This window comes from Clostridium saccharoperbutylacetonicum N1-4(HMT), from assembly GCF_000340885.1.
Classification (GTDB): domain Bacteria; phylum Bacillota; class Clostridia; order Clostridiales; family Clostridiaceae; genus Clostridium; species Clostridium saccharoperbutylacetonicum.
The window spans coordinates 2,818,122-2,843,570 of sequence record NC_020291.1 but is presented as its reverse complement, the minus strand read 5'-3'; the positions used below and the strand labels follow the sequence as shown (position 1 = coordinate 2,843,570).

The window sequence follows — 25,449 nt, the reverse complement described above, 5'->3', positions numbered from 1 at the left end:
GGCTGGTGCAAATTGGTATTCACAATTTTACATCAGCCACTTTTAATACTTATATTTAAATTTTTTTCTGCCAAGTTTCAGATTTTGTTATGTTTTTAGTTTCATTTGTCTCATAGTAATAATAATCTTTCTTTTTGTCACTACTCATTTTATTTATAACTATTCCAATAATACTAGCTCCAACTTTATCCAAAAGATTTTTCCCTTCTTTAACTGCTTCAATTTTTGTTTTTCCCTCTTCTACTACAAGTATCACCCCATCTGCTTTAGCTGCTAAAATTTGACCATCTGTGAAAGCCCCTAAAGGCGGACTATCTATTATCATAACATCATATTTCATTTTGATACCTTCTAGCAAATTATTCATTGCTACTGAATTAATCATCTCAGCTGAATTTGGAGGTATTTTTCCACTAGTTAAAATATGAAAATTAGAGTTATATTTTTGGATTGCATTTTCTAACGTTTTATTTCCTATTAATACATCTGAAAGTCCAATTAAATTTGACACTCCAAATTTCGTATGCATAGAAGGTTTTTTCAAATCACAGTCAATAACAATTACTTTCTTCTCATTCTGTGAAAATGACAATCCAAGATTCCCAACTATCGTTGATTTTCCTTCATTTGGATTTACACTTGTAACTACTATGCTCTTAATTTCTTTATCAATCGAAGAATATTGAATATTAGTTCTTAAAGTCCTATAAGCTTCTGCTTCAATTGAATTTGGTTTAGCTTCAACTATTAACATTTCCTAATTCTCCTTTTAATTGTTTTCTTCGCAAGGTATCATACCTATTACTGGAAGTCCCATTACATTTTCAGTTTGTTCTTTTGTTTTTACGGTATCATCAACATATTCTTTGATCAATGCTAATGAAGCTCCAACCATGAACCCAATAATAAATGCTATTGCTACATTCAAGGCTTTTTGTGGACTTATTGGTTTTTCTGGTAATTCCGCACTTTCTATAACCTTAACATTTCCATTTTGTATAATTGTTTTACTTTCTAACATAAATTCATCTATTATGGAAACTAATACTTCTCTTGCTAATACTTTATCCTTATTTTCATAACTAACTTGTAAAATCTGAGTATCAGTCATAGGAGTGACTTTTAAATTATCAATAACTTCATCAGCTGATATGTTTAAATTATTTTTATTAATTGAATCTTCAATCAAATCCTTAGTTTTCATTAACTCAGAATATGTTTTCAATAATTTTTGATACATTTGGACATCACTATTATCGTATTTTGAATTAATATTTTCTTCTTTGCCTATAAAAACTTTAGAATTCACCTGAAAAATTGGCGTAATCAAAAAGAAATTTACCAATGCAGTGATTATAGTAGTAATTGATGCCACTGCAATAACTAATTTCCATTTTCTTTTTAATATTTCAAGTATATCTTGAAGTCTTAATTCTATTTCTGTGATATCATTCATTAAATATGCCTCCAGCTTTATTTGTTATATATTAAATATATTTACATATTTAATATTTTAGAAGAGTATTAAGACATGCATTAAATTATATTCTTTAAGCTCATCCACAAAAATGAGCTGTACACTAATATTTAGTGAAACAGCTCCATCTAAAGTTTGATTATGATTATTTCTTTTTAAAAAGCTCTTTTATTTTTTGTTGTAAACTAAATTGATATAGTATTTATTAATTAAATCTACCTTACAGAACTATTATTTTGCTTCTTGCCAATGCGTTATTAATAAATAAATTTCAAGTCTAGCTAGCATGTTCATCACCAAACAACACAAAAAATGTTCTTATTACTAGCTTAATATCTAATAATGTTCCTCTTTCTTTCACATATTTTATATCAAGTTTCATCCAATCTTCAAATTGAATATCATTCCTTCCTGATATTTGCCAATAACAAGTTAACCCTGGCTTAACTTTTAGTCTTTCTAACATCCATGGTGAAAACTTTTCAACTTCTTTTGGTAAGGATGGTCTTGGCCCAACTAAACTCATATCACCTTTTAATATGTTTAATAGTTGAGGCAATTCATCTATGCTTGTACGTCTTATAAATTTACCTATCCTAGTTACCCTTGGGTCATTTTTAATTTTAAACATTGGACCATTCATTTCATTTTGCTTCAATAGTTTTTCTTTATATTTCTCTGCATCTACTATCATTGATCGGAATTTGTACATTTTAAACTTTCTCCCATTTACTCCAATCCTCTCTTGAGAAAAAATAACTGGTCCTTTGGATTCTATTTTTATTGCAATTGCAACTATAATTAATATGGGAAATAATATTATAAGTCCGCATATCGATGAAATTATATCTATTAATCTTTTTGTGAATTCATAAAATTTTTTCTGATTTTGATTTACAAACTCTCCTGTTTTCATATTTAATTCCTGCATTAATTTCCTCCATAAATTAATTGATAAAATATATATTGGCCTGTTAGCCTATATAAAATCAATAACATTAAAATATATTTGTGTTTTTACGATTTTATGATTTTAATTTAATTAAGTATCTAAATACAACTCCTTTGAATCTATATTCAGATACTTTCCTCTTTTTATAATTGCAGTAACTATTCTAAAATAATATAAAAATTTTACAAATTAGAACTACTACTTTATCTGTGCCTATTTTATAATTTTTTTTCTTTATCAATTAAAAGGGTAGTTCCCCCAACAGCTCCTATTACTCCTAAGAATGCTCCACTAAATTGCAAATATTCATATGCATTTGTTTTATTCTTAAATAACCATAATACTATATTTTTTATAAAATCAACCTGAATTGCTAAAATAGGCATAATTAAGATAATCAAAGAATATATAATCAACCTGGAAATCAACTTGCTTTTTGTTGGCATCATTGCTCTCCCTCCTAATGCATTACAAAGATAATATATGATAATATCTTAATTATGTGCATAATTAACCAAGTAATTTTTTTGATATTGAACATAATATATTTAAATCTCTATGCTCCAATTAATAATCTTCAATTATCAAGTAGACAAAAAATCACTTCATAATTTCTTTTCTTCAACTATATCCATTAGGTATTTACCATATCCTGTTTTTATTAATGGTTTAGCGAGTTCGATTACTTGTTCTGAAGTTATCCAGCTTTGTCTATAAGCTATTTCTTCAAGGCAGGCTATATAAGTCCCCTGAGTACTTTGGACTGCTTCAACAAAGTTTGCTGCTTGAAGCATAGAGGTATGAGTTCCTGTATCAAGCCAGGCCATTCCTCTCCCAAGTAATTTTACCTTTAAGGTGCCTTCCTTCATATAACATCTGTTTAAATCAGTTATTTCAAGTTCTCCTCTTTGGGATGGTTTTAGTTTCTTAGCCTTTTTAACTACTGAATTATCGTAAAAATAAAGCCCAGGTACAGCATATTTTGACTTTGGTTTATCTGGCTTTTCCTCTAAAGAAATTACTTTACCAGTATCATCAAACTCAACAACACCAAAGGACTTTGGATTTTTAACATAATAGCCAAATATATAAGCTCCGCATTCTAAGCTTGCAGCTTTTTTCAAATGCTCTGAAAAACTCTGACCATAGAAAATATTATCTCCAAGAACCATTGCAACCTTATCATTATTAATAAATTCTTCCCCTATTATAAATGCTTCTGCAAGACCATTTGGCTTCTCTTGTACTGCATATTTAATACTTAGTCCTAATTCTCGTCCATCTTTAAATAATTCTTTAAAATTATTTATATCTCTTGGCGTTGATATAATTAAAATCTCTCTTATTCCTGCAAGTATTAAAACCGACATAGGATAATAAATCATTGGTTTATCATATATTGGCAACATTTGTTTTGACATTGCTTTAGTTACTGGGTATAGGCGAGTGCCTGAACCACCTGCTAAAATAATTCCTTTCATGAATTTCTACTCCTTTTATTTATATTAGGCTACTAACTTCTTTTTGTTCACTCCATATAGTGGTTTTTAGTGTTGATAGTTTCTCCATAATATCCTTCTTCTTTATCGATATATATATTACATAGAAAATTATATAAATCATAAATCCAATTACACAACTAGAAAACCAAGCTAAAGTAATAAATGCTATTGACATAACAGATTCTATTACCATATCTTTTCCTACTCTTATCCCCATAATCCTGCTAATGTATAATTCAGCAATTATACATCTAAATGCAATAAGAGCTACAATCAAAAACACCAATAAATTCAAATTATTAAAGAAAAGCACAATAGCACTTGTTAATATTAAACTAGCAACTACTGATAATACGTTAATATATAACATAACTGCCTCTTTTCTTAAAGTTTTCAAATAGGTGTTTATTAATAAAGCCATATGACTTTCATAAATGCACATAGGAAACAATATAGCCATATAAATCAAGCTATCAGCATAATTAGGCAGCCACATTGACATAATAACTTTTAAAGGATAATATGATGCTAACACAAGCAAAAGTACACTCATTAGCAATGTACGTAATGCAGTATACATACTTGGAAGTTTATCTCTAGGCATTCTTCTAAGAATTGGATACATAACAACTCCTATTGCATTAATAAACGACACCAGCAAATTTGAAATACTCAAGGTCAATGATAGCTTTCCAAATACAAAGATATCCCATTTACGTTCGATTCCAATTCTAACAATTCCGATTATTAAGGAACTAGCTATATTAGCAAGCATTAATTTTATTCCAGCATTAATATTCATTTTAGCTTCAGCCATAGCACATACTAGCGGAGCAAATGTTCCCCATATTACTTCTTTGCAGCATTTAAAGCATAAAATTAATACTATAAATTTACTTATGATATCAATTATTAGTAAAATCTCAAAACTACGAATTCCTAAAAATAGTGCTGCCATAGTTATTACAATATATATATATTGATTTAATCGTGTATACTTAGCAAATTCTCTGATACGATTTGTTGCTTGTAAAATTAGTAAGACAAAAGATTTTATTATTGTTACAAATCCACATAATATAGTCATATATGCTACATACTGTTTGTTAGAGTCTTTAATTAAAAATATAGCTGCTATAAATAACAGCAAGGATAAAAATACTTGGAATATAGTTAATAACCAAAATTGAGAAACAAAAGTTTCCTTCTCAAGATCCTCATATTTATATCCTCCAAATCTTAAATAAATTCCATCACACCATCCGAAGGCGAAAAATCCAACATATGATATATAAAGCGTATACAGCTGCCAATAGCCATATTCTTTAACTCCTAAAAATTTAGGAACAATAAGAGTAATTAGTGCAGATATTATCATTCCTATTCCATTAGCAGTTACAATATAAATAATATTTTTTATAATTTCTTTAACTCGGTTATTCATTTATATTTCCTCAGAAATTAATTATATTTAAAATTTCAATTATAATTGTCTAGCATCTAGTTAGAATTATTCATTAAATATCCATAAAAAGTTAATTTTCCATTTCTTATACTTGGGAATTTTATTCTATATGTTAACTTATATTTTTGACTTCTTGAGCATGTCATCATATATTTCACTTGAGTACTCTTTATCTAAAATAGTCTGCAAATTAAAAACTTTAATATTGTTTTTTGGCACAGCCTCAATCAAAAAATTTTTTTATTTTTTACATACAAAACTCCTTTTGATATATTAAGTTCTATTAAGGTCTACATTTAACTGCTTTAGTTTATGATTTTGTTTTAAAGTATTCTACTAATTCATCAACATTTTCTTCTGTTATATTTTTATAGAGATATTCTATATCTTCAATTGATACATTCATTTCACTCAAATTAATAGACATTATTTTATTAATTATTGTACTTGAAAATCTGTATTTTATTACTTTTGCAGGATTACCACCAACAATTGCATATGGTGGTACATCATGAACAACAACACTTCCAGCAGCAACAATTGCACCCTTTCCAATATGCACCCCTGATAGAATAAGAGCTTTATCTCCAATCCAAACCTCATCATCTATTATAAGTGGACCTTTAGTTAATGCTTCAAATAAATAATTAAACTTTCTTACCTTATATGGATACATTGTTATACATTTATAGTTATGCTCTCCTCCTAATAAAAAATCAGAATAACAAGATATAGAGCAATTAGAACCTATGCACAAATATTCATTAATATTTCCCGTTGAGTGAATATTAATTTGTCCATATGTATTCTTACCAATTATTACATGTCCATTCTTAATTAAGTTAATATACATAGGATTGCTTATTATTCCTAATCTTGTATAATTGTGTTTATTAATTTTTCTCCAATATCTCCGTATATGAAATTTATCTATTGCATATTTTATTTTTCTAAATAAACTCACTTATATTAACCCCTTATAAATTAATTTTAAACTTCCTATAGATGCCCAAATTAATAATCGAACTTATAAATGGAAAATTGCTGTATATTCGTTAAACTTAAATGAGATCACTAAACCAGAAATTGCATACATTTTTGTGGAACAGGCATATGAAATTGAGCTGTTGAAGATTATTAATGGGGGCTTGTTCCATTTCAGCTTGTCCAAATTTTACATCTGGAGCACGCTGAAATGGCGGTAAGTCCCCATTTAGAAGCTTCTAGCGAAAATTTCATAAGTCCTGTGGAATGAAAATGTATGTAATTTCGGTAAGTTACCGCATAAGTTTAATTTTCACATTACTCATGATATGGTATACAACATATAATAAAATTACTGTTGTGATACAATTTAAAGAAATAAAATTTTTAAAAAAGATATCATCTATTGGCATCATAAAAAGATGATATGTTAAATATGAGTATAATAAAATATAGAAATCTGATTTATGGCTTTTATTAAAAGTCCTAATCTTGTTATAATATATATGGTAAAATGCTGAGCATATCATTTGTAAACCACAGACTCCTACTATTCCAAAATCGTGATAATATCTTCGAAAAGCACCATAAACATTTCCTATACTAATTCCATTTGATAATCTAAACTCCAAGTTTGAATTATTAGGATAAAATGATGCTATATCCATAAAACCTAGTTTATCCAAGGTATTATATATACCAACAAAGGATTCTTGTCCCACTAATTTCGAAGGTAGTATTGGATCTTTTATATATAAATCAAATAATTGAATTGATCCTCCTGCATAGGCTGAAATATAATCAACAATAGAATCAGTAGTATTAAAAATTCTTATTAAATTTTTTAGAAAATAAAAGCCAAATAGCAAAACTATAAGTATTAAAATTCCATCTTTTATATATTTAGAATTAATATATCCCTTCCAATTTCGCTTTCTCATTACAGTTATATAGCTTGCTACAAAGGCTGTTGAAAATAACCATAAAATTGTTCCTCTGCCTCCGCCTAATACTGTTTGAATCATTGTCAATAATATAAATATTATTAAATATCCATCCCTCTTGAAATCTCTTTTAATTATTGAGTTATAAATAAAAATATATATAGAAACAAAGCCTAAAGCAGTACATAATTTAACAAATTCTGTTAGCAAGGTTGGAATCCCCTCAGCTAATGAATTATATGCAACATAACCTCTATAGTAACTCATCATTCCTAAATATCCCAAGTCATTTCCTGCCAAAAGAGAAATCCTATATACTTCTTTAAAATAAAAAAAAGTTGTGCCAATATCTATTACTAAAAAAATAAACATTATCTTTTTATCCAAATAATATAACTTTAACTCATTATTATAGTTCTTATTTATTTTTTTTCTTAAACTTATCTTACAAGCATAATTAATAATAATTCCAGTGATTATAAAACTAAGTAATCCTAGAAAAAGTATCATGTAAGTTTTAAATTGATAATCAATTCCCCAATTATCAATATTATAAGTAGCAAAAGTAATACAAATAATAAACATTATACAAACTATTACTGATGGCGAAATAATATCTCTATCAAAAACCCTATATGATAACACTAAAAATAATATCATTGTAAAAAGTAAAATATATATCATAACTAATTCCTCAATTTAAATTATTAGTATTTTATAATAAATCCTTCTTCTAATTCTTCTGTAAAATATAATATAAATCAGTAAGCCAAAATCTAATTCTTGCATAATACTTAATATTTAATAATAGCTTTATCGCTGAGAATAGATTGTTTGAAATTAGAGCATTGTATCTTTTTTCATAAACTTCTTTTTGCTTTCGTATAAATTTTTTTTTATTATCATTGAAATTATTTTTTGATGTTAAATAGCTAAGCATTCTTTTGGCTATTACAATTTCATTTTTTATATTAACAAGCCTATAATCTAACTGTTTATTACCTCTGTTAGAAGCAGTTAAGCCATGCCTTCTATATTTAATTGTGTTTCTATTAATTAAATAGGAACTGCTATTTAAATTTGCAAGTCCCCATAACAAGCAATCATGTGGATATTTATTAAACCATATTTTATAATAATCCTTTAATAAATTCTTCCGTATGCAAAAGGAGCAACCAGGTCTCACAGGTTTAATCCAACGGCTGCTAAAAGGAATTTTTACTAAAGATTTTATTCCAATTCTTTCATAGTTTACTTTATTGGATTTTTCGTCCATATAGAATGGAATAACATTCGAAGCTAATAAATCTATTTCTAAATGCCTATTCATTACTTCAGACATAATTTGTATTTTATCCTTTAACCATATATCATCTTGATCTGCTAAAAAAATCAAATCTCCTGTTGCTAATTTTAATGCTCTACTAAAATTAGCTGAATAACCTAAGTTAAAAGAATTTTCATATACCTTCCATCCAATTAAGTCATTCTTTTTAATAAAATCCTCTATTATTGTAATTGTTAAATCCTCGGATTTATCATCACATATGATTACTTCATCAGGTAATACAGTCTGGTTAATTATTGACTCTAATTGTTCAATTATAAATTTTTCACCATTATAAGTTGCCATTACAACAGAAATTTTCATACTTATAATTATTCTCCTTATTTTCTTTTAATGAACTCTAAATAAAAATCATTTCGCTTTTTATCTAATATTTCTTTTTTATATTCTTTTGCTTTTTCAAAACTTCTAACGACTTCTTGTCTCTGAAGATTCTTGTCAATTATCTTATTAATCGTCTTAACAATATCATTGACATTCCCCTTTTTAAAAAGTAATTCTTTATTTGCAAGTTCCTTATTACCACCTACATTAGAGCATATTATAGGGCACGCTCTACTCATAGCTTCAACTAAAGCCCTACAAAGCCCTTCTTGGAAACTTGGTTGAATATATATATCTATTGAATCTAACCATTCAAAAACCTCATCATGAGGCTTACCTCCCAATATTTTCACACAGTCTAAAACTTTATATTTATTAGCTATATTTTGAAGATATGTTTTATCTCCTACTCCAATTAATTGATACTCTATATTATCAATACCCATTTTTTTTAATTTTGCTAAAGCACGGATAACATATTCTTGTCCCTTCCACTTCACATTTAAAAATGCAGCAGTTCCAATTATAATTTTTGTTTTCTCATTCTCAATTCTATTAAGCCTATCTTCTAAAACTTGTTCATTAACATCAGTTAACTCAACATCTGAGCAGCCAAGAGTTCTTCCCTTACAAGGATATCTCTTTTGAAGAACTTCATTTGTTACATAAATTGCATAAGGAGCTTGACCAACATAATGCTTAACACACATTTCAGAATAAAAAGCAACAAGCTTTCCTTTTATGCTATGATACCAATTGGCATGAAAGGCAATCCCAGTTACTTCTACCAAATATGGTTTATTATATTTCTTAGCTATCTTTATAGCTTGAATACAATAATAATTTGATGCTGACCTAACAATGACATAATCACATTGCTTAATAGAATTCTCAATTATACTCTTTATTTTCCGCCTAATCCCAAAATTGAAGTAATTTTTCACAGGTGCATATATTTCTGGCATTGGAATACACTCGACTCTATCTTTATCTAATTTATTAAATTTGTTAATTGCATAGTCCTTATCATAAATTTTAGCTTCTTTTCGCAATAACACTTGCAAATCATCACAAAATACACGATATCTATCCCATATTTTATTATTAAAATTTCCATCGGTATATAAGTTTCCAGAAGCATCTTCCTTCAATTTTGTTCCACCATGTATAAACATCAATTTCATATATATTACGTACTACTTCTATATAGCACAAATTCTCCTTCCTATTATTTATTTAATTATTCCACCTATTTTTTTAGAATAATTGAATAAAGATTTTTTACAAACTTGTATATTCTCAATTTATATAAAGCAATTCTTATAAATCTTTTAATTTTAACTTTTATCGTATTTGGAAAGTACTTTTTAAATAGTTTTTCCGCATCCAGTATATTTAAATCTGCCATAAACTCATCCCTCTTTGGATTTCGCTTAGATGGTTCAAAAATCTCCTTAACTCCATTAACAATTTCATCTGGATTTAATTCAACATACTTTATTTCTTCTTTTATCTTGTCAAATAGCTCTCTTCCTTTACTCGTATGAACTAACATTCTCGTAGTCCCCTTATCATCATCCATTTTTTTTGAAAAATTACAAACAGAAAAGCAATCCCAAATAGTAAAATCACTTACCCTATATCTTTTCCTAAAATTGCATTCATAACATGACGGTCGATTGCAGATTCCTGAAAAAAAAGCTCTGAGCCAAGGGTCAGATTCAATTCCACGGTGATAACTCCAATTATTCTTTGCAGTACAGATATTCATTGTAGAATATTTATAACCAAAGTATTTATCCCTAAATCGAACATTTATTATATCAGTGCCTAAACATTTATTCTGAAGCTCTATATATTTCTCAAATGCAAGGGGTGATGGAACTGCACGGCATACTACATCAACTGTAATGAGCTTTTTATAGTCCTCCTTTAAAAAAAGTTTTAACCCTTCAATCTGACATGGAGTACCACTGAAGCATACCGTTCTGCCTTTATTTAAAAATTCTCTAACCTGCTTAAAAGTCGATTCACCAACAAAACTTTGAACATATTTACTATTTCTATATTTCTGTAATTCTAGTTCACTTTCAACATAAGTATGATGCGCTAAAAATTTATCATCCATTACTACTCCAAAGACCACACCACCACTTTGGATTATATATCTAGCAATTGCAGAAAAGGCTCCACCTGCAGTGCTCTCTCTACGAATGTTTTCATCTTTAATTTGTACAATATATCCATCTTGCTTAAAAGGTACCTCTGCTCTTACATTTATTTCAGGACAAACACTTTCACAAAGGTTACAACTTATGCATTCATCTTGGCATATATCAGGATATAGAAATCCTTCTTCATCTCTTTTCATCTTTATACAATTTTTAGGACATATATTAGCACAAGCATTGCAGCCACAGCATTTTGATTTATCAGTTATTGTTATCATTAATTATCCACCATTTATATTCCTAACGCCTCTCTAAGATATTTTTTTGACTCTTCTCTAAAACTATTTAGTTTTTTATGAACTGTTTCATAATCAATTTTCATATGAATACAATGCTCCACATCATCATTTGGAGAAAGCATTCTTTCTTCCAATCCCAACAAATTAAATAATGAGTCTAATCTAGAATTTGTAGATCCTTTTCTATTGGCTTTAAAGCGTTTAAAAGTAAAAAATTTCTTTTTGTTTAATATTGAAAAAACTGATCCATGAAAAGAATCGGTACAAACATACTCTGCATTTCTTATTAAGTTAATAAAATCACCAGGTGTTATATGATATGGAGCCTCATCCACAAGAGCTTCATCGTATCTTATAAATTCATCAATATGCAGTAGTGCAACAATCTTATAACCTGTTACAATTTTTAGCTTATTTACAAATTTACGCTGATCTCTATTGTTACCAATAAAATAACAGAAAATATAGGGTTTTTTTATTAGTCTTTCTTTAGGTTGAACATCCATCCATTCATCTGCTGTGAAAAGAAGTGTAGGGTCACATACAATTTTTGCATCAATCCCTGTAATTTCTTTAATAAGTTTTTGACCTGACAGCTCTCTAACAGATAAATAATTAATCCGTGTTAAGAATGATTTTGCTAAATTCTGAAATTTTTCTTCTAAATGTGCTACTCCGAAGCTTGTAGCATATGAAATCTTTTTTATTTCATAGGGAACCCAATTCAAAGTATAGTAATCTGCTGAAATATTCGATGGTAACCATAATTGATCACTTCCAACAATTACAGACGAGTAACTGCTAACTACATTTTTTAATTGGTCAAAAGACGCATACTCCCTTGAAATATGAAACAAAGGCAAAAATTTTTCAAATGCAGCACTTCTTTTCTTCATTTTATCTTTAAATCCATATAAATTAATAATTTTGTAAATACTATGTTTAATAAAACTCCATTTATTTCTTACAGTATCAATATCTAAAACTTTACTAGCAAAATATTTCACCTTCCTGTATTTAATTTCTTTATCTAATCCCTTTATACAAATTGTTTCATTTTCAACTCCAAAGTTATCTAATATTTTCTGAGTTGCATATGCTTGAAGCATACTTCCATAATTTTCCATAAAGTAACAGGATACAATTGCTACTTTTTTCACGCATATCCCTCCCAATTTAAAAGCTGAAATCTATAAGAAAAAAATCTTTATTTATTATTAAATAATGTTTCAAGTTCTGAAACCACTCTCTTTATATTAAATCTTTCATTCACAAGCCTAAAACTATTATTTATCATTAAATTAACCAACTCTTTATCTTCATATATCTCTTTACTTGCTCGTGCAATAGCCTCAATATCATCCATTTTTACAAGAAGTCCATTTACCCTATCTGTAATTAAATCTGAAATTGCATCAACTTTCGTTGCAATAATTGGCTTTTTTGCAAGCATATATTCAGTTAGCACTAACCCAAAACCTTCCCATCTGGATAAGAGCATTGCTTGATCAAAAAGTCGTATATATTCCATAGGCTCATTAACCCATCCAGTAACTAATACTGACTTTTGTAAATCCATTTTTCTTATCAGATCTTCAATTTCATTTTTCATCTCTCCATCTCCAACCATCAAAAAAAAAGCCTTTGGAATATATTTCTTTATAATTCCTGCAGCTTTAATAAATGTGTCAGGAGCTTTCTGTTTTGAAAGACGTCCTACTGTTCCTATAATATATGCATCATTTTGTATTCCTAAATCAGCCCTTGTTAGCGAATAAATGTCTTTCTTCCTTATATATTCATCAATATCAGTTCCATTATAAATAACTCTAATTTTATCAGGGCGACATATTTTATTTTCAATTGCCGTTTTTTTCTCATAATCTGAAATTGCAATAATAATGTTGCATAATCGTGAGAGCAATCTCTCAGTCCATCGATATATAGCTTTTTTCTTAGGATCACAATCCATATTAAAGGACCATCCATGTGGATTATAAATGCTATTATTTTTGATACCTATATTTGCGATTCTTCCTATTGCCCCACCTTTACTAGAATGCATGTACACAATATTAGGTTTATATTTTTTAATAATACTTCTAACATATATTATTGCCTTAACATCAGATACAATATTTATTGGCCTAATCATATTTATACATTCAAAAACATTAACCAATCCATTATAGTTTTCCTCTTTGTAATCATTTGAACATACAAGAATATTTTCATATTTTGAAGAATCCATATTTTTCAATAACATTAATATATACCGTTCAACCCCTCCAGCTGATTGAACTATATGCATAATTCTTTTTTTCATTAATAATAGTCCTCTCCAATCTGTAAGATAAATAATGTCTCTAGGCATAGCTTCGCCCATTCACATAACTCTAGCTATGCTACAAAAACAAACTATAACCTCTTAATCTTTCTATGGGGCCGAAACACCCAAATTATAATTCAGATTTTTTCAACTAGCTCAATACCAAGTTCCACTACTCTTACTTCATTCATAAAATTGATATTTACCTTTGCTCTGCATTTTCTAAAATTAAATTTTACAATTTGCCCTTCTAATCCTAATAAAGGTCCTGAAATTATTCTAATAATATCCTTATCCCTATATAATTCAGAAATTCCTATGTTAATATCATTATTACTTAAAAACATACTTAATATATTTAATTCCTCTTCAGAAACTGTTAAAATTTCATCTTCACTCCTTAGCAATCTAATTATTCCAGGAGCATTTTTTAGTTTATAGTACATATCAATATTCATTGAGGTTTTTATAAAAATATACCCTGGAAATAATTTTCGCCTAACATAATGCCATTTTCCATTTTTTCTTTCCTTAAGTTCTCTTGTTGGTATAATGAATTTATACTTATCGCCAATTTCTTTTTCAAGAATTCCTTTTACTTTTTCTTCTTGATTTGTATTTACAAATAAAACATACCAAGCTTCATTCTTTTTGAAATACAATTACGATCACCTCATTATATTGATAAATCTGTTTTCTAATTTTATCTAAATAAATGTATAATATGTCCCTTTACATTTTTATCTCTGACTTCACAAACTCTTTATTCTGTTTTCTTCAAATAATACGTTAACTTTGTATTAGTCACCTGCTACTAATAATATTACTTATTCCACAAATTTATTACAGAAATTAATTAACTTGCTCCTATAAACTTATTAAGTAAACATTATCATCAACCTATATCGAATAAAAAAATAGAGTAAGTATTTTGATTTTATTAAATACTTACTCTATTTTAAATTTTTATTTCTTGTTAAAATAAGGTATAGATTATCGGAATAAATATCGCCGGAAGTAAATTAGCTACCTTAATTTTAGTTACTCCAAGCATATTAAATGCAAGTCCTACAATTAAAAGGCTTCCAACCGCAGACATATTGCTGATTACACTATCTGTAAGCACTGTGGAAAGACAACCTGCAAGTAGTGTTATACTTCCTTGATAAATTAAAATTGCAACTGAAGACAGCATTACTCCTATTCCAAGAGAGGATGTAAATATTATTGCAGATACTCCATCTAGTATTGATTTTGCAAAAAGAGTTGTATGATTCCCCTGGAGGCCACTTTCAAGTGAGCCAACTACTGCCATAGCTCCTACACAAAATAATAAACTTGATGTAACAAAACCTTCTGATATAGAAATCTTTTCTTTCTCTTTATTCTTTTTGTTTCCATTTATTTTATTTTCAATCATATCTCCCAAATCATTAAGTCTCTTATCTAAATCAATTATTTCTCCAATAAGGGCTCCTAATGCTATACAAATTATGATTTCTAAAGTATCCTTACCTTTTAGAGCACCTGATATTCCTATATAAAGTACACATAAAGCCAAACCATTCATTATGGTTGAACTTATCTTTTCAGTTAGTCGTCCTTTTACTATTAATCCCGCTAAACAGCCACCTATTATTGCTAATGCATTTACTATTGTTCCTAACATTTTTATCCCCCATTTTTATGTTTGTACATTGAATTTAATTATAGCATATTTCTAACAATGTTCAATTTTATTATTAATAAATAAAGATATCCAAATCGAAAATTAGACTTATGCAACAATTACCTAAATCAGATACATTTATCTTCCACAGGACTAGTGAAATTTTCGATGGAAGGTTCTAAATGGCGGCTTGTCGTCATTTCAGCGTGTTCCAGATGTAAAATCCCCAAGGAGAAAGTTCATGTTTCCAAATATAAAATTTGGACATTCACTTTTAGACAAGCTGTAAATAAAACAAGCCGCCATTAAGAACCATCATCATCTCAATTTCACATGCCTGCTTCCAGAAAAATGTATCTGATTTCTAGTGTAGTGTTACGATTATAATTTCTCAATGATGTATGTATATTACATTTATAAGTTGAATTATTAATTTGGATATCTATATTTCATTCTTTTATAATCCTAGTTATCACGATCCTTTCAAATTATTTAAATCATTGATTCACATAAAAAAAAGACCTTCTTACTAAATGTAAGAAAAGCCTTAGATATCAATATAAAATTTATTTTTTCTATACTTTTGCTAATAAAGAGAACTGCTGAATATTGGCCTGTGATGCCATATAATTATATTGATTTAATGCACTTTGAGTACTAAAGTCAGTTGATGATTTTGCATAATCAGTATCAGTTATTTTGCTCATTGAAGCCATAAGATTATGATTAGTAATATCATTACTATCAATTACTTTATCTAATATGTTACTAGTGGTTCCAAAATTGTTTCTAGCCGATGTTACCTTAGCTATAGCCTTATCAATAGCATCAATACTAAAGTTTTTAGTAACATCATAATCAGCAATTCCTAATGTTTCTAGTGAAGTGTCAACCATTTTCATTGACATTCCATTTCCTTTAGAATTTATAGCTAAATTTATGTCTGAATTATTATCTAACATTTTAATTGTATTAAATTCAGTTCCTTTAACTTGATCTGTAATTGATGCCTTTTCTTGATCAATTTCTTTTTGCATCATTGCTCTATCTTGATCAGAATATATACCATTTCCTGCTTTAACTGATAACTCTCTAATTCTTTGAAGACTGTCTTCTATTCCACTTAGTCCACCTTCTGCTACATTACTTGCATTTTGAGCATCTGCTGCATTTTCGTTAGCTTGTGAATATCCATTTGATTGTGACAACATCTTTTGAGAAATTGAAAGACCTGCTGCATCATCTGCTGCTGAGTTAATTTTAGTACCTGATGACATTTTTATCATAGCCATTTGTAATTTTTGCATACTAGCATAATTATTCATACTTGAAATTACCATTTAATCACCTCCAATAACATTTCTTATATTATATACCCACATTATAACATATTAAAACAAAATAATACATACATTTTTAGTTACTATGCTCATATATGTTAACTAACAAAATATTTTTCAACCTTTTTAATTTAAATTTTAATCAAAAAATAACTATGCTTAATAATTAATTAAACATAGTTATTTAAAATTAATTTTTATTTATCATTTTCTTTAGGAAGTATTCCAATTCCAAGTTCAGTCAATTGCTTTTCGTCAGCAATATTTGGTGCTTCACTTAAATAGCAATATGCATTTTGGTTTTTAGGGAATACAATAACATCTTTGATATTTTCTGTTCCAGCTAAGAACATTATCATTCTATCCAATCCAAATGCCAAGCCTCCATGTGGTGGTGGTCCAAACTTAAATGCTTGTAACAAGAATCCAAACCTTTCCCATGCCTGTTCTTCTGTAAAGCCTAATGCTTTAAACATTCTTTCTTGAAGAGCCATTTCATGAATTCTTATAGATCCTCCACCTAATTCTTCACCATTTAATACTAAATCATAAGCTTTAGATCTCACAATACCTGGATTTGATTCAATAAATTCTAAATCTTCATCCATTGGTGCAGTAAATGGGTGGTGACAAGCTGTATATCTTTCTTCTTCTTCACTGTATTCAAATAATGGGAATTCAGTGATCCAAGTAAAGTTAAATTCCTTTTTATCTTTAATTAATTCAAATTGTTTAGCAAGTTCTAATCTTAATGCACCTAAACTTTGGAATACAACTGAATTCTTATCTGCTACTATTAAAATAGCATCTCCATTTTCAGCCTTCATAGTTTTTGCAATAGCATTAGTCACATCATCAGTTAAGAATTTAGCTATTGATGATTTAACACCATCTTCCTTAAGTTGAATCCATGCTAGACCTTTTGCCTTATAGGTTTTAACAAATTCGCCTAATTTATCTAAAGGCTTTCTTCCTAGATCAGCTCCACCCTTTAAGCATAATGCTCTAACAGATCCTCCAGCCTCTATTGCAGATTTAAACACAACAAAATCTAAATCTTTAACGTCTTCTGTAATATCAGTTATTTCCATTCCAAATCTTAAATCTGGTTTATCTGAACCGTATTTTTCCATAGCATCTTTAAATGTCATTCTCTTAATAGGAAGCTGGACATCTACACCTGCTACCTTTTTAAATACATGAGCAATTAATCCTTCATTTACAGCCATTATGTCTTCTTGTTCAACAAAGCTTAATTCCATATCAACTTGAGTAAATTCAGGTTGTCTATTAGCTCTTAAATCTTCATCTCTAAAACATTTAGCAATTTGATAATATCTGTCGAAACCAGATACCATTAATAACTGCTTAAATATTTGTGGAGATTGTGGAAGTGCATAGAACATTCCTGGATAGTTTCTTGAAGGGACTAAATAGTCTCTAGCTCCTTCTGGAGTACTCTTAGTTAAAATTGGAGTTTCCACATCTAAGAAGTTATGTTCTTCTAAGTAATCTCTAATAGCTTTAGTAGTTTTACTTCTGATTTCAAAAATCTTTTGCATATCAGGTCTTCTTAAATCTAAATATCTATATTTTAATCTGATATTTTCAGCAGCATCTAAATCTTCTTTAATATATATTGGTGGAGTTTCAGATTCAGAAAGAATCTTTATAGCTTCGCATTTTAATTCAACATAACCAGTTGGCATGTTTTCATTAACACTTTCTCTTTTTACAACTTCACCTGTTACAGCTATACAGTATTCAGATCTTACTGCTTTTGCTTTTTCAAAAGCTTCAGCATTTATTTCCTCTCCGAAAACTACTTGCATTATACCTGTTTTATCTCTTAAATCAATAAATTCAAGTGCTCCAAGCTTTCTATTTCTTTGAACCCATCCCATTAAAGTAATCTTTTTACCAACATGTTCTTCTCTAGGTTCACCACACATCATTGTACGCTTTAATCCATTTAAAGATTCACCCATTACTAAACCTCCATTTATGTCAGTTAACAGTTAACAATTTACAGTTTACAGTTAACAATTTTTGATGAAATCCCTTTGGGATTTCTTTATTTATATATTATAAATTGGCATGCGATTGCCTTAGTATGGCTTTAATCATCAATTGTCAATTCATTTTAAATTTTAATGCAACATAAAAATTAATTAGTAATTAACTAATACCTAACTTTTATATGCCTTAATAATTGTAATCGAAAAACATACTTTTTTCAATATTTTACTAAAAATTGTTCTAATTCATCTTATCTAACTACTTTAGCTATTTCCTCCAAATTATCTAATGAAACTTCAAAAATTTCACCATCACTCATTCTCTTTAAATTAATCTTTTTGTTAGTTAATTCATCTTCACCTAAAATAGTAGTATATGCTGCACCTAATTTATTAGCATATTTCATTTCAGCTTTAATGCTTCTTCCCATATGATTTATTTCACATTTAACTCCTAGACCTCTTAAGTCATTAGCAAGCTTAAAGGCAAACTTCCCTTCTGCCTCTCCTCTTGCACCTATATATAAATCAAATAGTGTTTCCTTAGGTATTTCAATTTTTTCTTTTTCTAAAGTCATAATTAATCTTTCGATTCCCATTCCAAAACCAACTGCAGGCATGTCTGGACCGCCAAGCTCTTCTATAAGCTTATCATACCTTCCTCCTCCACACACAGTAAAATCAGAAGTTAAAATTTCAAAAATAGTTTTTGTATAATAATCTAAACCTCTTACTATACCTGGATCTATTGTATATGGAAGTCCTAAAATATCAAGATATTCCTTAACTTTTCCAAAGTGATCACCACATTCTTCACATACATAATCTAAAATTATCGGTGCATTTTTAGTAATTTCGTGACATTTCTTTTCCTTACAGTCTAAAATTCTCATAGGATTTTTTTCAAATCTGCTCTTACAAGTATCACAAAGACCATCGTAATTTTCTTGTAGGAACTTCTTTAAGGCTTCATTATACTTAGGTCTACATTCTGGACATCCTAAATTATTTATATTTAAGCTTAAACTCTTTAAACCTAATTTCTTCAACGTATCCATTGCTACTGCTATAACTTCTGCATCCATTGAAGGTGCATTGGAACCAAAAACTTCAATTCCACATTGATGAAATTGTCTAAGTCTTCCCTTTTGAACATTTTCATATCTAAAAGCTGGTGTTACATAATATAACTTTGTAGGTTGAGCTTCGTTAAATAATCTATTTTCAACAAAAGCTCTAACAGCTGAAGCAGTTCCTTCTGGTTTCAATGTTATACTTCTATCACCTTTATCATTAAAAGTGTACATTTCCTTTTGTACTATATCAGTTGTATCACCAACGCTTCTTAAAAATAATTCTGTATGTTCAAACATTGGAGTTCTAATTTCCCTAATTCCATATGTTTTAGCAACATTTCTAAATACGCCTTCTATGTATTGCCACTTATAGGCATCTTCAGGAAGCATATCCTTCGTACCTTTTGGTGCTTGCATTTCAATTGCCATTTGTTTTTTCCTCCTCAAATATTACTAATTAGTGCAAATAAACATACTATATATAAATGTTCATTAGTCAATTGATAATTAAACATTAATTATATAATGTATCAAGTAACATCTTCTTCTTTTCAATCATTTCATCAATTCTTGATATATATTCATGAAGATCCTTTAGATTAGGGAATCTTTCTAGTCTATCTTCCTCTAAAAATATTACTTTACTTACTGCAGCAGCCCCTAATGCAATTACTGTTTGTCTTTCTTCAATCATTTGAATATTATAAATGCATTCCTTGCCTTCTTTAGCATACCCCAAATTCTCCATATTTCCAACCATATTTTTTTGTCTATACATATAATATGGTGAAATACCTAAGTTTTCTGCTAAATTTCTGCTTTCTTCATACATTTTTATAATTTCTTCCTGAGGTGTGATTTCTATTCCTTTTTTCAATATAAATTCTTCATACATTCGAGATCCTCTTTTTAAGGCTAAACCATGAACAGTAATACTATCAGGTTTTAGCTTAATAAGTTCATTTTCAGTATGTAGAACCTCTTTATGAGTTTCTCCTGGAAGGCCTATAATAATATCCATGTTTATATCATTAAAGCCAAGCTCTCTAGCCAATTTGAATTTTTCTTTTATATCTTCTGATGAATGAGTTCGTCCTATTAAGTTTAAAGTATCATCATTCATAGTCTGAGGGTTAATACTAATTCTATCAACTTTAGATTCCTTCATGGTTTTAAGCTTTTCCCTTGTTAAGGTATCTGGTCTTCCACATTCAACTGTAAATTCTTTAACCTTGTTATCCTTAATAAGATTATTATAGATTTCCTTCATAATAGCTGCAAATTCTTCATCATTTACTGCTGTTGGAGTTCCTCCTCCAAAATACACTGATTCAACATTAAGATTTTTTTCTTTAATATACTCACTCATGCCTTGTATTTCTTTTATTAAGGCTTCTATATATGGCTTAACCATCTTTTTATATATACCAATTGGATTGGAGGTAAAAGAGCAGTATAAGCATTTGGTTGGGCAAAAAGCCATTCCTACATAAACAGCTATATTATTTTTATCCTTATTAACTATTCGCTCTTCAGCTTTTGCAACTTTTATACATAACTTAGCCTTATCTGCATGAGCAACATACTTTTTCTTAAATATTTCAATTACTTCTTCCTCTGAATGGCCTTCATTAAGAAGTTTCAATGCTATTTTAGATGGCCTAATTCCAATTAAAATACCCCAAGGATATATATCATTAGTTAAATCTCTCAAACACAGAAAAAGAAATCTTCTAAGAGAATTTTTAATATCTTCTCCTAAAGATTCTTCTTTATAGTAATCCTTATATTTAAACTTTAAAGTCTCTTCATCAATATAAACATTATAATCTGCTTCTTCTTTTTCAACAAAACTAATTTCCCTCATTGAAAAATATACATTAAATAATTGATATACTTCATATCTATATTTTAAATTATTTAAATTAATTTTAACTTCCATTATTGCTCCTTAAAACTGTGACAATTTATCAAAACTAAAGCTATTAACAGCATATTCATATATATTGCAATTATCAATATTCAATGAATGTTAATTTCCTTCGAAAAGTGTTAAATGTTGAACATTTTATTAAAATGCATATATTATAAAAATGCTGCTACTCAACTAAAATTCCATTTATAAAAAAGGATTATTCCTTTTTTCATAACCTATATTAGATGTTGGACCATGCCCTGGAAAAACTTTAATACCATCACCAAGTGGCAGTAATTTTTCCTTTATATTTTTTATTAACTGCATTCCATTTCCACCAGGGAAATCACTCCTACCTACTGAACCTTGAAAAAGAGTATCTCCTGTAAAAATATTATCATCAATTAAGAAACATATTCCTCCTGGAGTGTGTCCTGGAGTTTCTATTACTTTAATTTCATGCTTTCCTAAAGTTAATGTATCGCCTTCACTTAAGTATCCTGATGCCTTTGGTAATGTTCCAAATACAAAATCATCTTTTTGCATCAAATCTTCATCTGCTTTGTTAATATAAAATGGAACTTTTAAATTATTTACTAATTCTATTACTCCATCTACATGATCTAAATGTCCATGGGTTAAAATTATGAATTTAGTTTTTCCTTTTAATAAATTTATTTCATTAATTATAGAATTTGCATGCCCTCCTGGATCTATAATTCCAAGTTCTTTCGTATCTTCATCCATTACCAAGTAACAGTTTTCTTCATACATGCCTGCTAAAATTGTTTTTATAATCAATTCTATCACTCCTAAAAATTTCTTTTACTGTCTAATAAAATAGTCACAGGGCCATCATTATTAATTTCAACCTTCATCTCGGCTCCAAATTCACCACATTCAACCTTTAATCCTGAAGTTCTAAGGAGTTCTAAAAATTCCTCATAAAGCTTATTAGCTTCTTCTCCTCCTAGGGCTTCCATGAAATTAGGCCTTCTACCTTTTCTACAATCTCCATACAAAGTAAATTGTGAAATCACAAGTATTTCACCTTTCACATCTAATAAGGATAAGTTCATTTTATCATTTTCATCTTGAAACACTCTCAAATTAATAACTTTATCTTTTATATATTTTAAATCTTCTAAGGTATCATCTTTTGAAATTCCAATTAGAACATTGAATCCCATTTCTATTTTACCAATTATATTTCCATCAACTGAAACACTAGATGAGGTTACTCTTTGCACTACTGCTCTCATATCGTCTCACCTTTCCTATATTTTAACACTTCTAAATAAATTAATTCAATAATAATTACATGTACAAAATACATATAATATAATTTCAATATTTATAAATATTAACTATTGACTCTATAAACATCTGTTACGCCTTTTAATCTCTTTAATCTCTTCATTAAATCTTTTAAATTATCTACAGATGTGATTTTTAATTTAACATTAATTATAGCATAGCCTTGCTTAGCTAAATTAGCATTTACAGCACTTAATTGTAACTTAAGTTCAGTTATAACACTCATTATATCAGCAAGTAATCCATCTCTATCCTCTGCCTGAACTTCAATTTCTGCAACATAGGAATTGCCTTGTGATGTTCCCCAGTTAACTTCAACAACCCTCTCAGCATCAGTGTCTATTAAGTTTTGTAAATTACTGCAATCTTTTCTATGTACCGATACGCCTCTTCCTTTAGTTATATATCCCAAAATATCATCACCAGGGACTGGACTACAACACTTCGCAAATCTAATCATTAGATTGCTTTCCCCTTTTACTGTTATACCATAACTATTTGTTTCAGGTCTTCTAGTAGCTTTAGCAATTTGCTCCTCAATACTTTTATTAAGGATTTCCTTATTTTCTTTTTCTTTAGCTGCTTTATCTACACCTACACCATTATCTTCTTTAAGCCTTACAATAAGTGTTGAAACAGAAAAGCCACCAATACCAATTAATGCATATAAATCTTCCATTGAATGTATATTATATCTCTTTATGAGCTTTTCATAAAATTCACCTTTAGCAATGTCTGCATAATGAACACTTTGCTTTTTCAATTCTTTTTCTAGAAGTTCTTTTCCTTTTAATATATTTTCCTCTTTTTTTGCTTTCTTAAACCAAAGTTTTATTTTACTCTTCGATTGATTACTCTTAGCTATATTCAGCCAATCCATATTGGGACCTTTTGCATTAGGAGATGTTAATATTTCAACAATTTCTCCAGTTTTAAGAGTATAGTCAAGAGGTACTATTTTACCATTCACTTTTGCTCCTACACACTTATTTCCTACATCAGTATGTATTCTATACGCAAAATCAATAGGGGTTGCATCTCTACACAAATTAATAACTACGCCTTTAGGAGTAAATACAAATACTTCATCTGAAAATAAATCTATTTTAAAACCTTCAATAAACTCTTCCGCATCAGAAGTTTCTTTTTGCCATTCTAACATATCTCTAAGCCATACAAGTTTTTTCTCAAAGTCTTTTTGTTTATCTTCACCTTTACTTGTATCGCCTTCTTTATATTTCCAATGAGCTGCAATACCATATTCAGCAGTTTTATGCATTTCAAAAGTTCTAATTTGAATTTCAAAGGTTTTTCCTTGAGGGCCAATAACTGTAGTATGTAAAGATTGATACATATTTGGTTTAGGCATGGCAATATAATCCTTGAATCTTCCTGGAATTGGTCTATATATTGTATGTACTATTCCAAGAACTCCATAGCAATCCTTAACTGAATTCACTAATATTCTTATAGCTGTTAAATCGAAAATCTGCTCAATACTTTTATTTTTATTAACCATTTTTTTATAAATACTATAAAAATGCTTTGGTCTTCCATCAATATCCGATTCTATTCCAGCTGCTTGAAGTTTTGCATATAAATCATCAACAATATCCTTTATATATGTTTCTCTTTCAACTCTTTTTTCAGCAATACTATCAACTAATTCATAATATTCTTTTTCATGCAAATATCTAAAACATAAATCTTCAAGTTCCCATTTAATTTTAGACATACCCAGTCTATGTGCAAGTGGTGCATAAATATCTAAAGTTTCCTTTGCTTTATTTTTTTGTTTTTTCTCTGGCATAAATTTAAGGGTTCTCATATTATGTAATCTATCTGCCAATTTAATAATTATTACCCTTATGTCTTTAGCCATAGCAAGAAGCATTTTCCTAACATTATCTGCTTGCTGCTCCTCTTTTGTCTTATATTCCATTTCTCCCAATCTTGTAAGTTTGGTAACCCCCTCAATTAAATTGCCAATCTCTTCATTAAATAACTTTACAGTTTCTTCATATGAAAACTCTGTATCTTCAATTACATCATGCAAAAGTCCTGCAACAATTGTGTTCGTGTCCATCCCTAATTCAGCTAAAATTTCCGCTACTGCTATAGGATGAATTATATAAGGTTCACCTGACTGCCTTTTTTGTTCCTTATGAGCATCTTCTGCAAAATAGTATGCCTTTTTTACCATATCAATATCAACATTATTACAATTATTATTGATTTTTTCCAATAATTTATCAATCATAAGGATTGCTCTCCTTCTATAATTTTATTAAAATGTAAATTCAAAGGCTGGTTCAATAA

The 25,449-nt window shown here is 28.7% G+C and carries 22 protein-coding genes; all 22 read right to left on the bottom strand.

The window, feature by feature from the left end; translation table 11 throughout:
* Positions 1 to 55: 55 nt before the first annotated feature.
* The 22 genes from CSPA_RS12640 to CSPA_RS12535 all read right to left on the bottom strand — a co-directional run bounded on the left by CSPA_RS12640 (position 56) and on the right by CSPA_RS12535 (position 25,390).
* Positions 56 to 754: a CpsD/CapB family tyrosine-protein kinase gene (locus CSPA_RS12640; RefSeq protein ID WP_015392671.1), complete on the bottom strand. Its 699-nt coding sequence runs from the start codon at positions 752 to 754 to the stop codon at positions 56 to 58.
* Positions 755 to 769: 15 nt separating this feature from the next.
* The gene (locus CSPA_RS12635; RefSeq protein WP_015392670.1) at positions 770 to 1,456 is read right to left on the bottom strand and encodes a YveK family protein; all 687 of its coding nucleotides are present in this window, start codon (positions 1,454 to 1,456) and stop codon (positions 770 to 772) included.
* Positions 1,457 to 1,754: 298 nt separating this feature from the next.
* Positions 1,755 to 2,408 (bottom strand): sugar transferase, encoded by a 654-nt coding sequence (locus CSPA_RS12630; RefSeq protein ID WP_015392669.1) that lies wholly within the window; start codon positions 2,406 to 2,408, stop codon positions 1,755 to 1,757.
* 239 nt (positions 2,409 to 2,647) lie between these two features.
* Positions 2,648 to 2,878 (bottom strand): hypothetical protein, encoded by a 231-nt coding sequence (locus CSPA_RS12625; protein ID WP_015392668.1) that lies wholly within the window; start codon positions 2,876 to 2,878, stop codon positions 2,648 to 2,650.
* Between the two features lie 156 nt (positions 2,879 to 3,034).
* Positions 3,035 to 3,910 carry a glucose-1-phosphate thymidylyltransferase RfbA gene (gene rfbA, locus CSPA_RS12620; protein WP_015392667.1) on the bottom strand — a complete coding sequence of 292 codons (876 nt, stop codon included), beginning with the start codon at positions 3,908 to 3,910 and terminating at the stop codon, positions 3,035 to 3,037.
* Positions 3,911 to 3,929: 19 nt separating this feature from the next.
* On the bottom strand, positions 3,930 to 5,375 hold the full coding sequence (locus CSPA_RS12615) for a lipopolysaccharide biosynthesis protein (RefSeq protein ID WP_015392666.1): 1,446 nt from the start codon (positions 5,373 to 5,375) through the stop codon (positions 3,930 to 3,932).
* Positions 5,376 to 5,706: 331 nt separating this feature from the next.
* A complete protein-coding gene (locus tag CSPA_RS12610; protein WP_015392665.1) occupies positions 5,707 to 6,360 on the bottom strand; it encodes a CatB-related O-acetyltransferase in 654 nt (217 codons plus the stop codon).
* A 313-nt stretch (positions 6,361 to 6,673) separates the two neighbouring features.
* Positions 6,674 to 7,984 (bottom strand): O-antigen polymerase, encoded by a 1,311-nt coding sequence (locus CSPA_RS12605; RefSeq protein ID WP_158399834.1) that lies wholly within the window; start codon positions 7,982 to 7,984, stop codon positions 6,674 to 6,676.
* A gap of 73 nt (positions 7,985 to 8,057) precedes the next feature.
* Positions 8,058 to 8,975: a glycosyltransferase gene (locus tag CSPA_RS12600; RefSeq protein WP_015392663.1), complete on the bottom strand. Its 918-nt coding sequence runs from the start codon at positions 8,973 to 8,975 to the stop codon at positions 8,058 to 8,060.
* A 17-nt stretch (positions 8,976 to 8,992) separates the two neighbouring features.
* Positions 8,993 to 10,180, bottom strand: coding sequence for a glycosyltransferase (locus tag CSPA_RS12595; protein WP_015392662.1), 1,188 nt, complete (start codon positions 10,178 to 10,180; stop codon positions 8,993 to 8,995).
* A gap of 65 nt (positions 10,181 to 10,245) precedes the next feature.
* Entirely contained in the window at positions 10,246 to 11,445 is a 1,200-nt protein-coding gene (locus CSPA_RS12590) for a Coenzyme F420 hydrogenase/dehydrogenase, beta subunit C-terminal domain (RefSeq protein ID WP_015392661.1), read from the bottom strand.
* Positions 11,446 to 11,459: 14 nt separating this feature from the next.
* Entirely contained in the window at positions 11,460 to 12,626 is a 1,167-nt protein-coding gene (locus tag CSPA_RS12585) for a polysaccharide pyruvyl transferase family protein (RefSeq protein ID WP_015392660.1), read from the bottom strand.
* Positions 12,627 to 12,673: 47 nt separating this feature from the next.
* Positions 12,674 to 13,792 (bottom strand): glycosyltransferase family 4 protein, encoded by a 1,119-nt coding sequence (locus tag CSPA_RS12580; protein ID WP_241393446.1) that lies wholly within the window; start codon positions 13,790 to 13,792, stop codon positions 12,674 to 12,676.
* A 140-nt stretch (positions 13,793 to 13,932) separates the two neighbouring features.
* Positions 13,933 to 14,457: an antiterminator LoaP gene (gene loaP / locus CSPA_RS12575; RefSeq protein ID WP_015392658.1), complete on the bottom strand. Its 525-nt coding sequence runs from the start codon at positions 14,455 to 14,457 to the stop codon at positions 13,933 to 13,935.
* Positions 14,458 to 14,771: 314 nt separating this feature from the next.
* Positions 14,772 to 15,464 carry a DUF554 domain-containing protein gene (locus tag CSPA_RS12570; protein WP_015392657.1) on the bottom strand — a complete coding sequence of 231 codons (693 nt, stop codon included), beginning with the start codon at positions 15,462 to 15,464 and terminating at the stop codon, positions 14,772 to 14,774.
* Between the two features lie 575 nt (positions 15,465 to 16,039).
* Positions 16,040 to 16,804: a flagellin gene (locus CSPA_RS12565; RefSeq protein ID WP_015392656.1), complete on the bottom strand. Its 765-nt coding sequence runs from the start codon at positions 16,802 to 16,804 to the stop codon at positions 16,040 to 16,042.
* Between the two features lie 197 nt (positions 16,805 to 17,001).
* On the bottom strand, positions 17,002 to 18,792 hold the full coding sequence (gene aspS / locus CSPA_RS12560) for an aspartate--tRNA ligase (RefSeq protein ID WP_015392655.1): 1,791 nt from the start codon (positions 18,790 to 18,792) through the stop codon (positions 17,002 to 17,004).
* A 281-nt stretch (positions 18,793 to 19,073) separates the two neighbouring features.
* Positions 19,074 to 20,327 (bottom strand): histidine--tRNA ligase, encoded by a 1,254-nt coding sequence (gene hisS / locus CSPA_RS12555; protein WP_015392654.1) that lies wholly within the window; start codon positions 20,325 to 20,327, stop codon positions 19,074 to 19,076.
* Positions 20,328 to 20,412: 85 nt separating this feature from the next.
* Positions 20,413 to 21,840, bottom strand: coding sequence for a coproporphyrinogen III oxidase (locus tag CSPA_RS12550; RefSeq protein ID WP_015392653.1), 1,428 nt, complete (start codon positions 21,838 to 21,840; stop codon positions 20,413 to 20,415).
* A 177-nt stretch (positions 21,841 to 22,017) separates the two neighbouring features.
* Positions 22,018 to 22,614: an MBL fold metallo-hydrolase gene (locus tag CSPA_RS12545; protein WP_015392652.1), complete on the bottom strand. Its 597-nt coding sequence runs from the start codon at positions 22,612 to 22,614 to the stop codon at positions 22,018 to 22,020.
* 11 nt (positions 22,615 to 22,625) lie between these two features.
* The gene (gene dtd, locus CSPA_RS12540) at positions 22,626 to 23,075 is read right to left on the bottom strand and encodes a D-aminoacyl-tRNA deacylase (protein ID WP_015392651.1); all 450 of its coding nucleotides are present in this window, start codon (positions 23,073 to 23,075) and stop codon (positions 22,626 to 22,628) included.
* A gap of 101 nt (positions 23,076 to 23,176) precedes the next feature.
* Positions 23,177 to 25,390, bottom strand: a complete 2,214-nt coding sequence (locus tag CSPA_RS12535) for a RelA/SpoT family protein (protein WP_015392650.1) — start codon at positions 25,388 to 25,390, stop codon at positions 23,177 to 23,179.
* Positions 25,391 to 25,449: the final 59 nt, after the last annotated feature.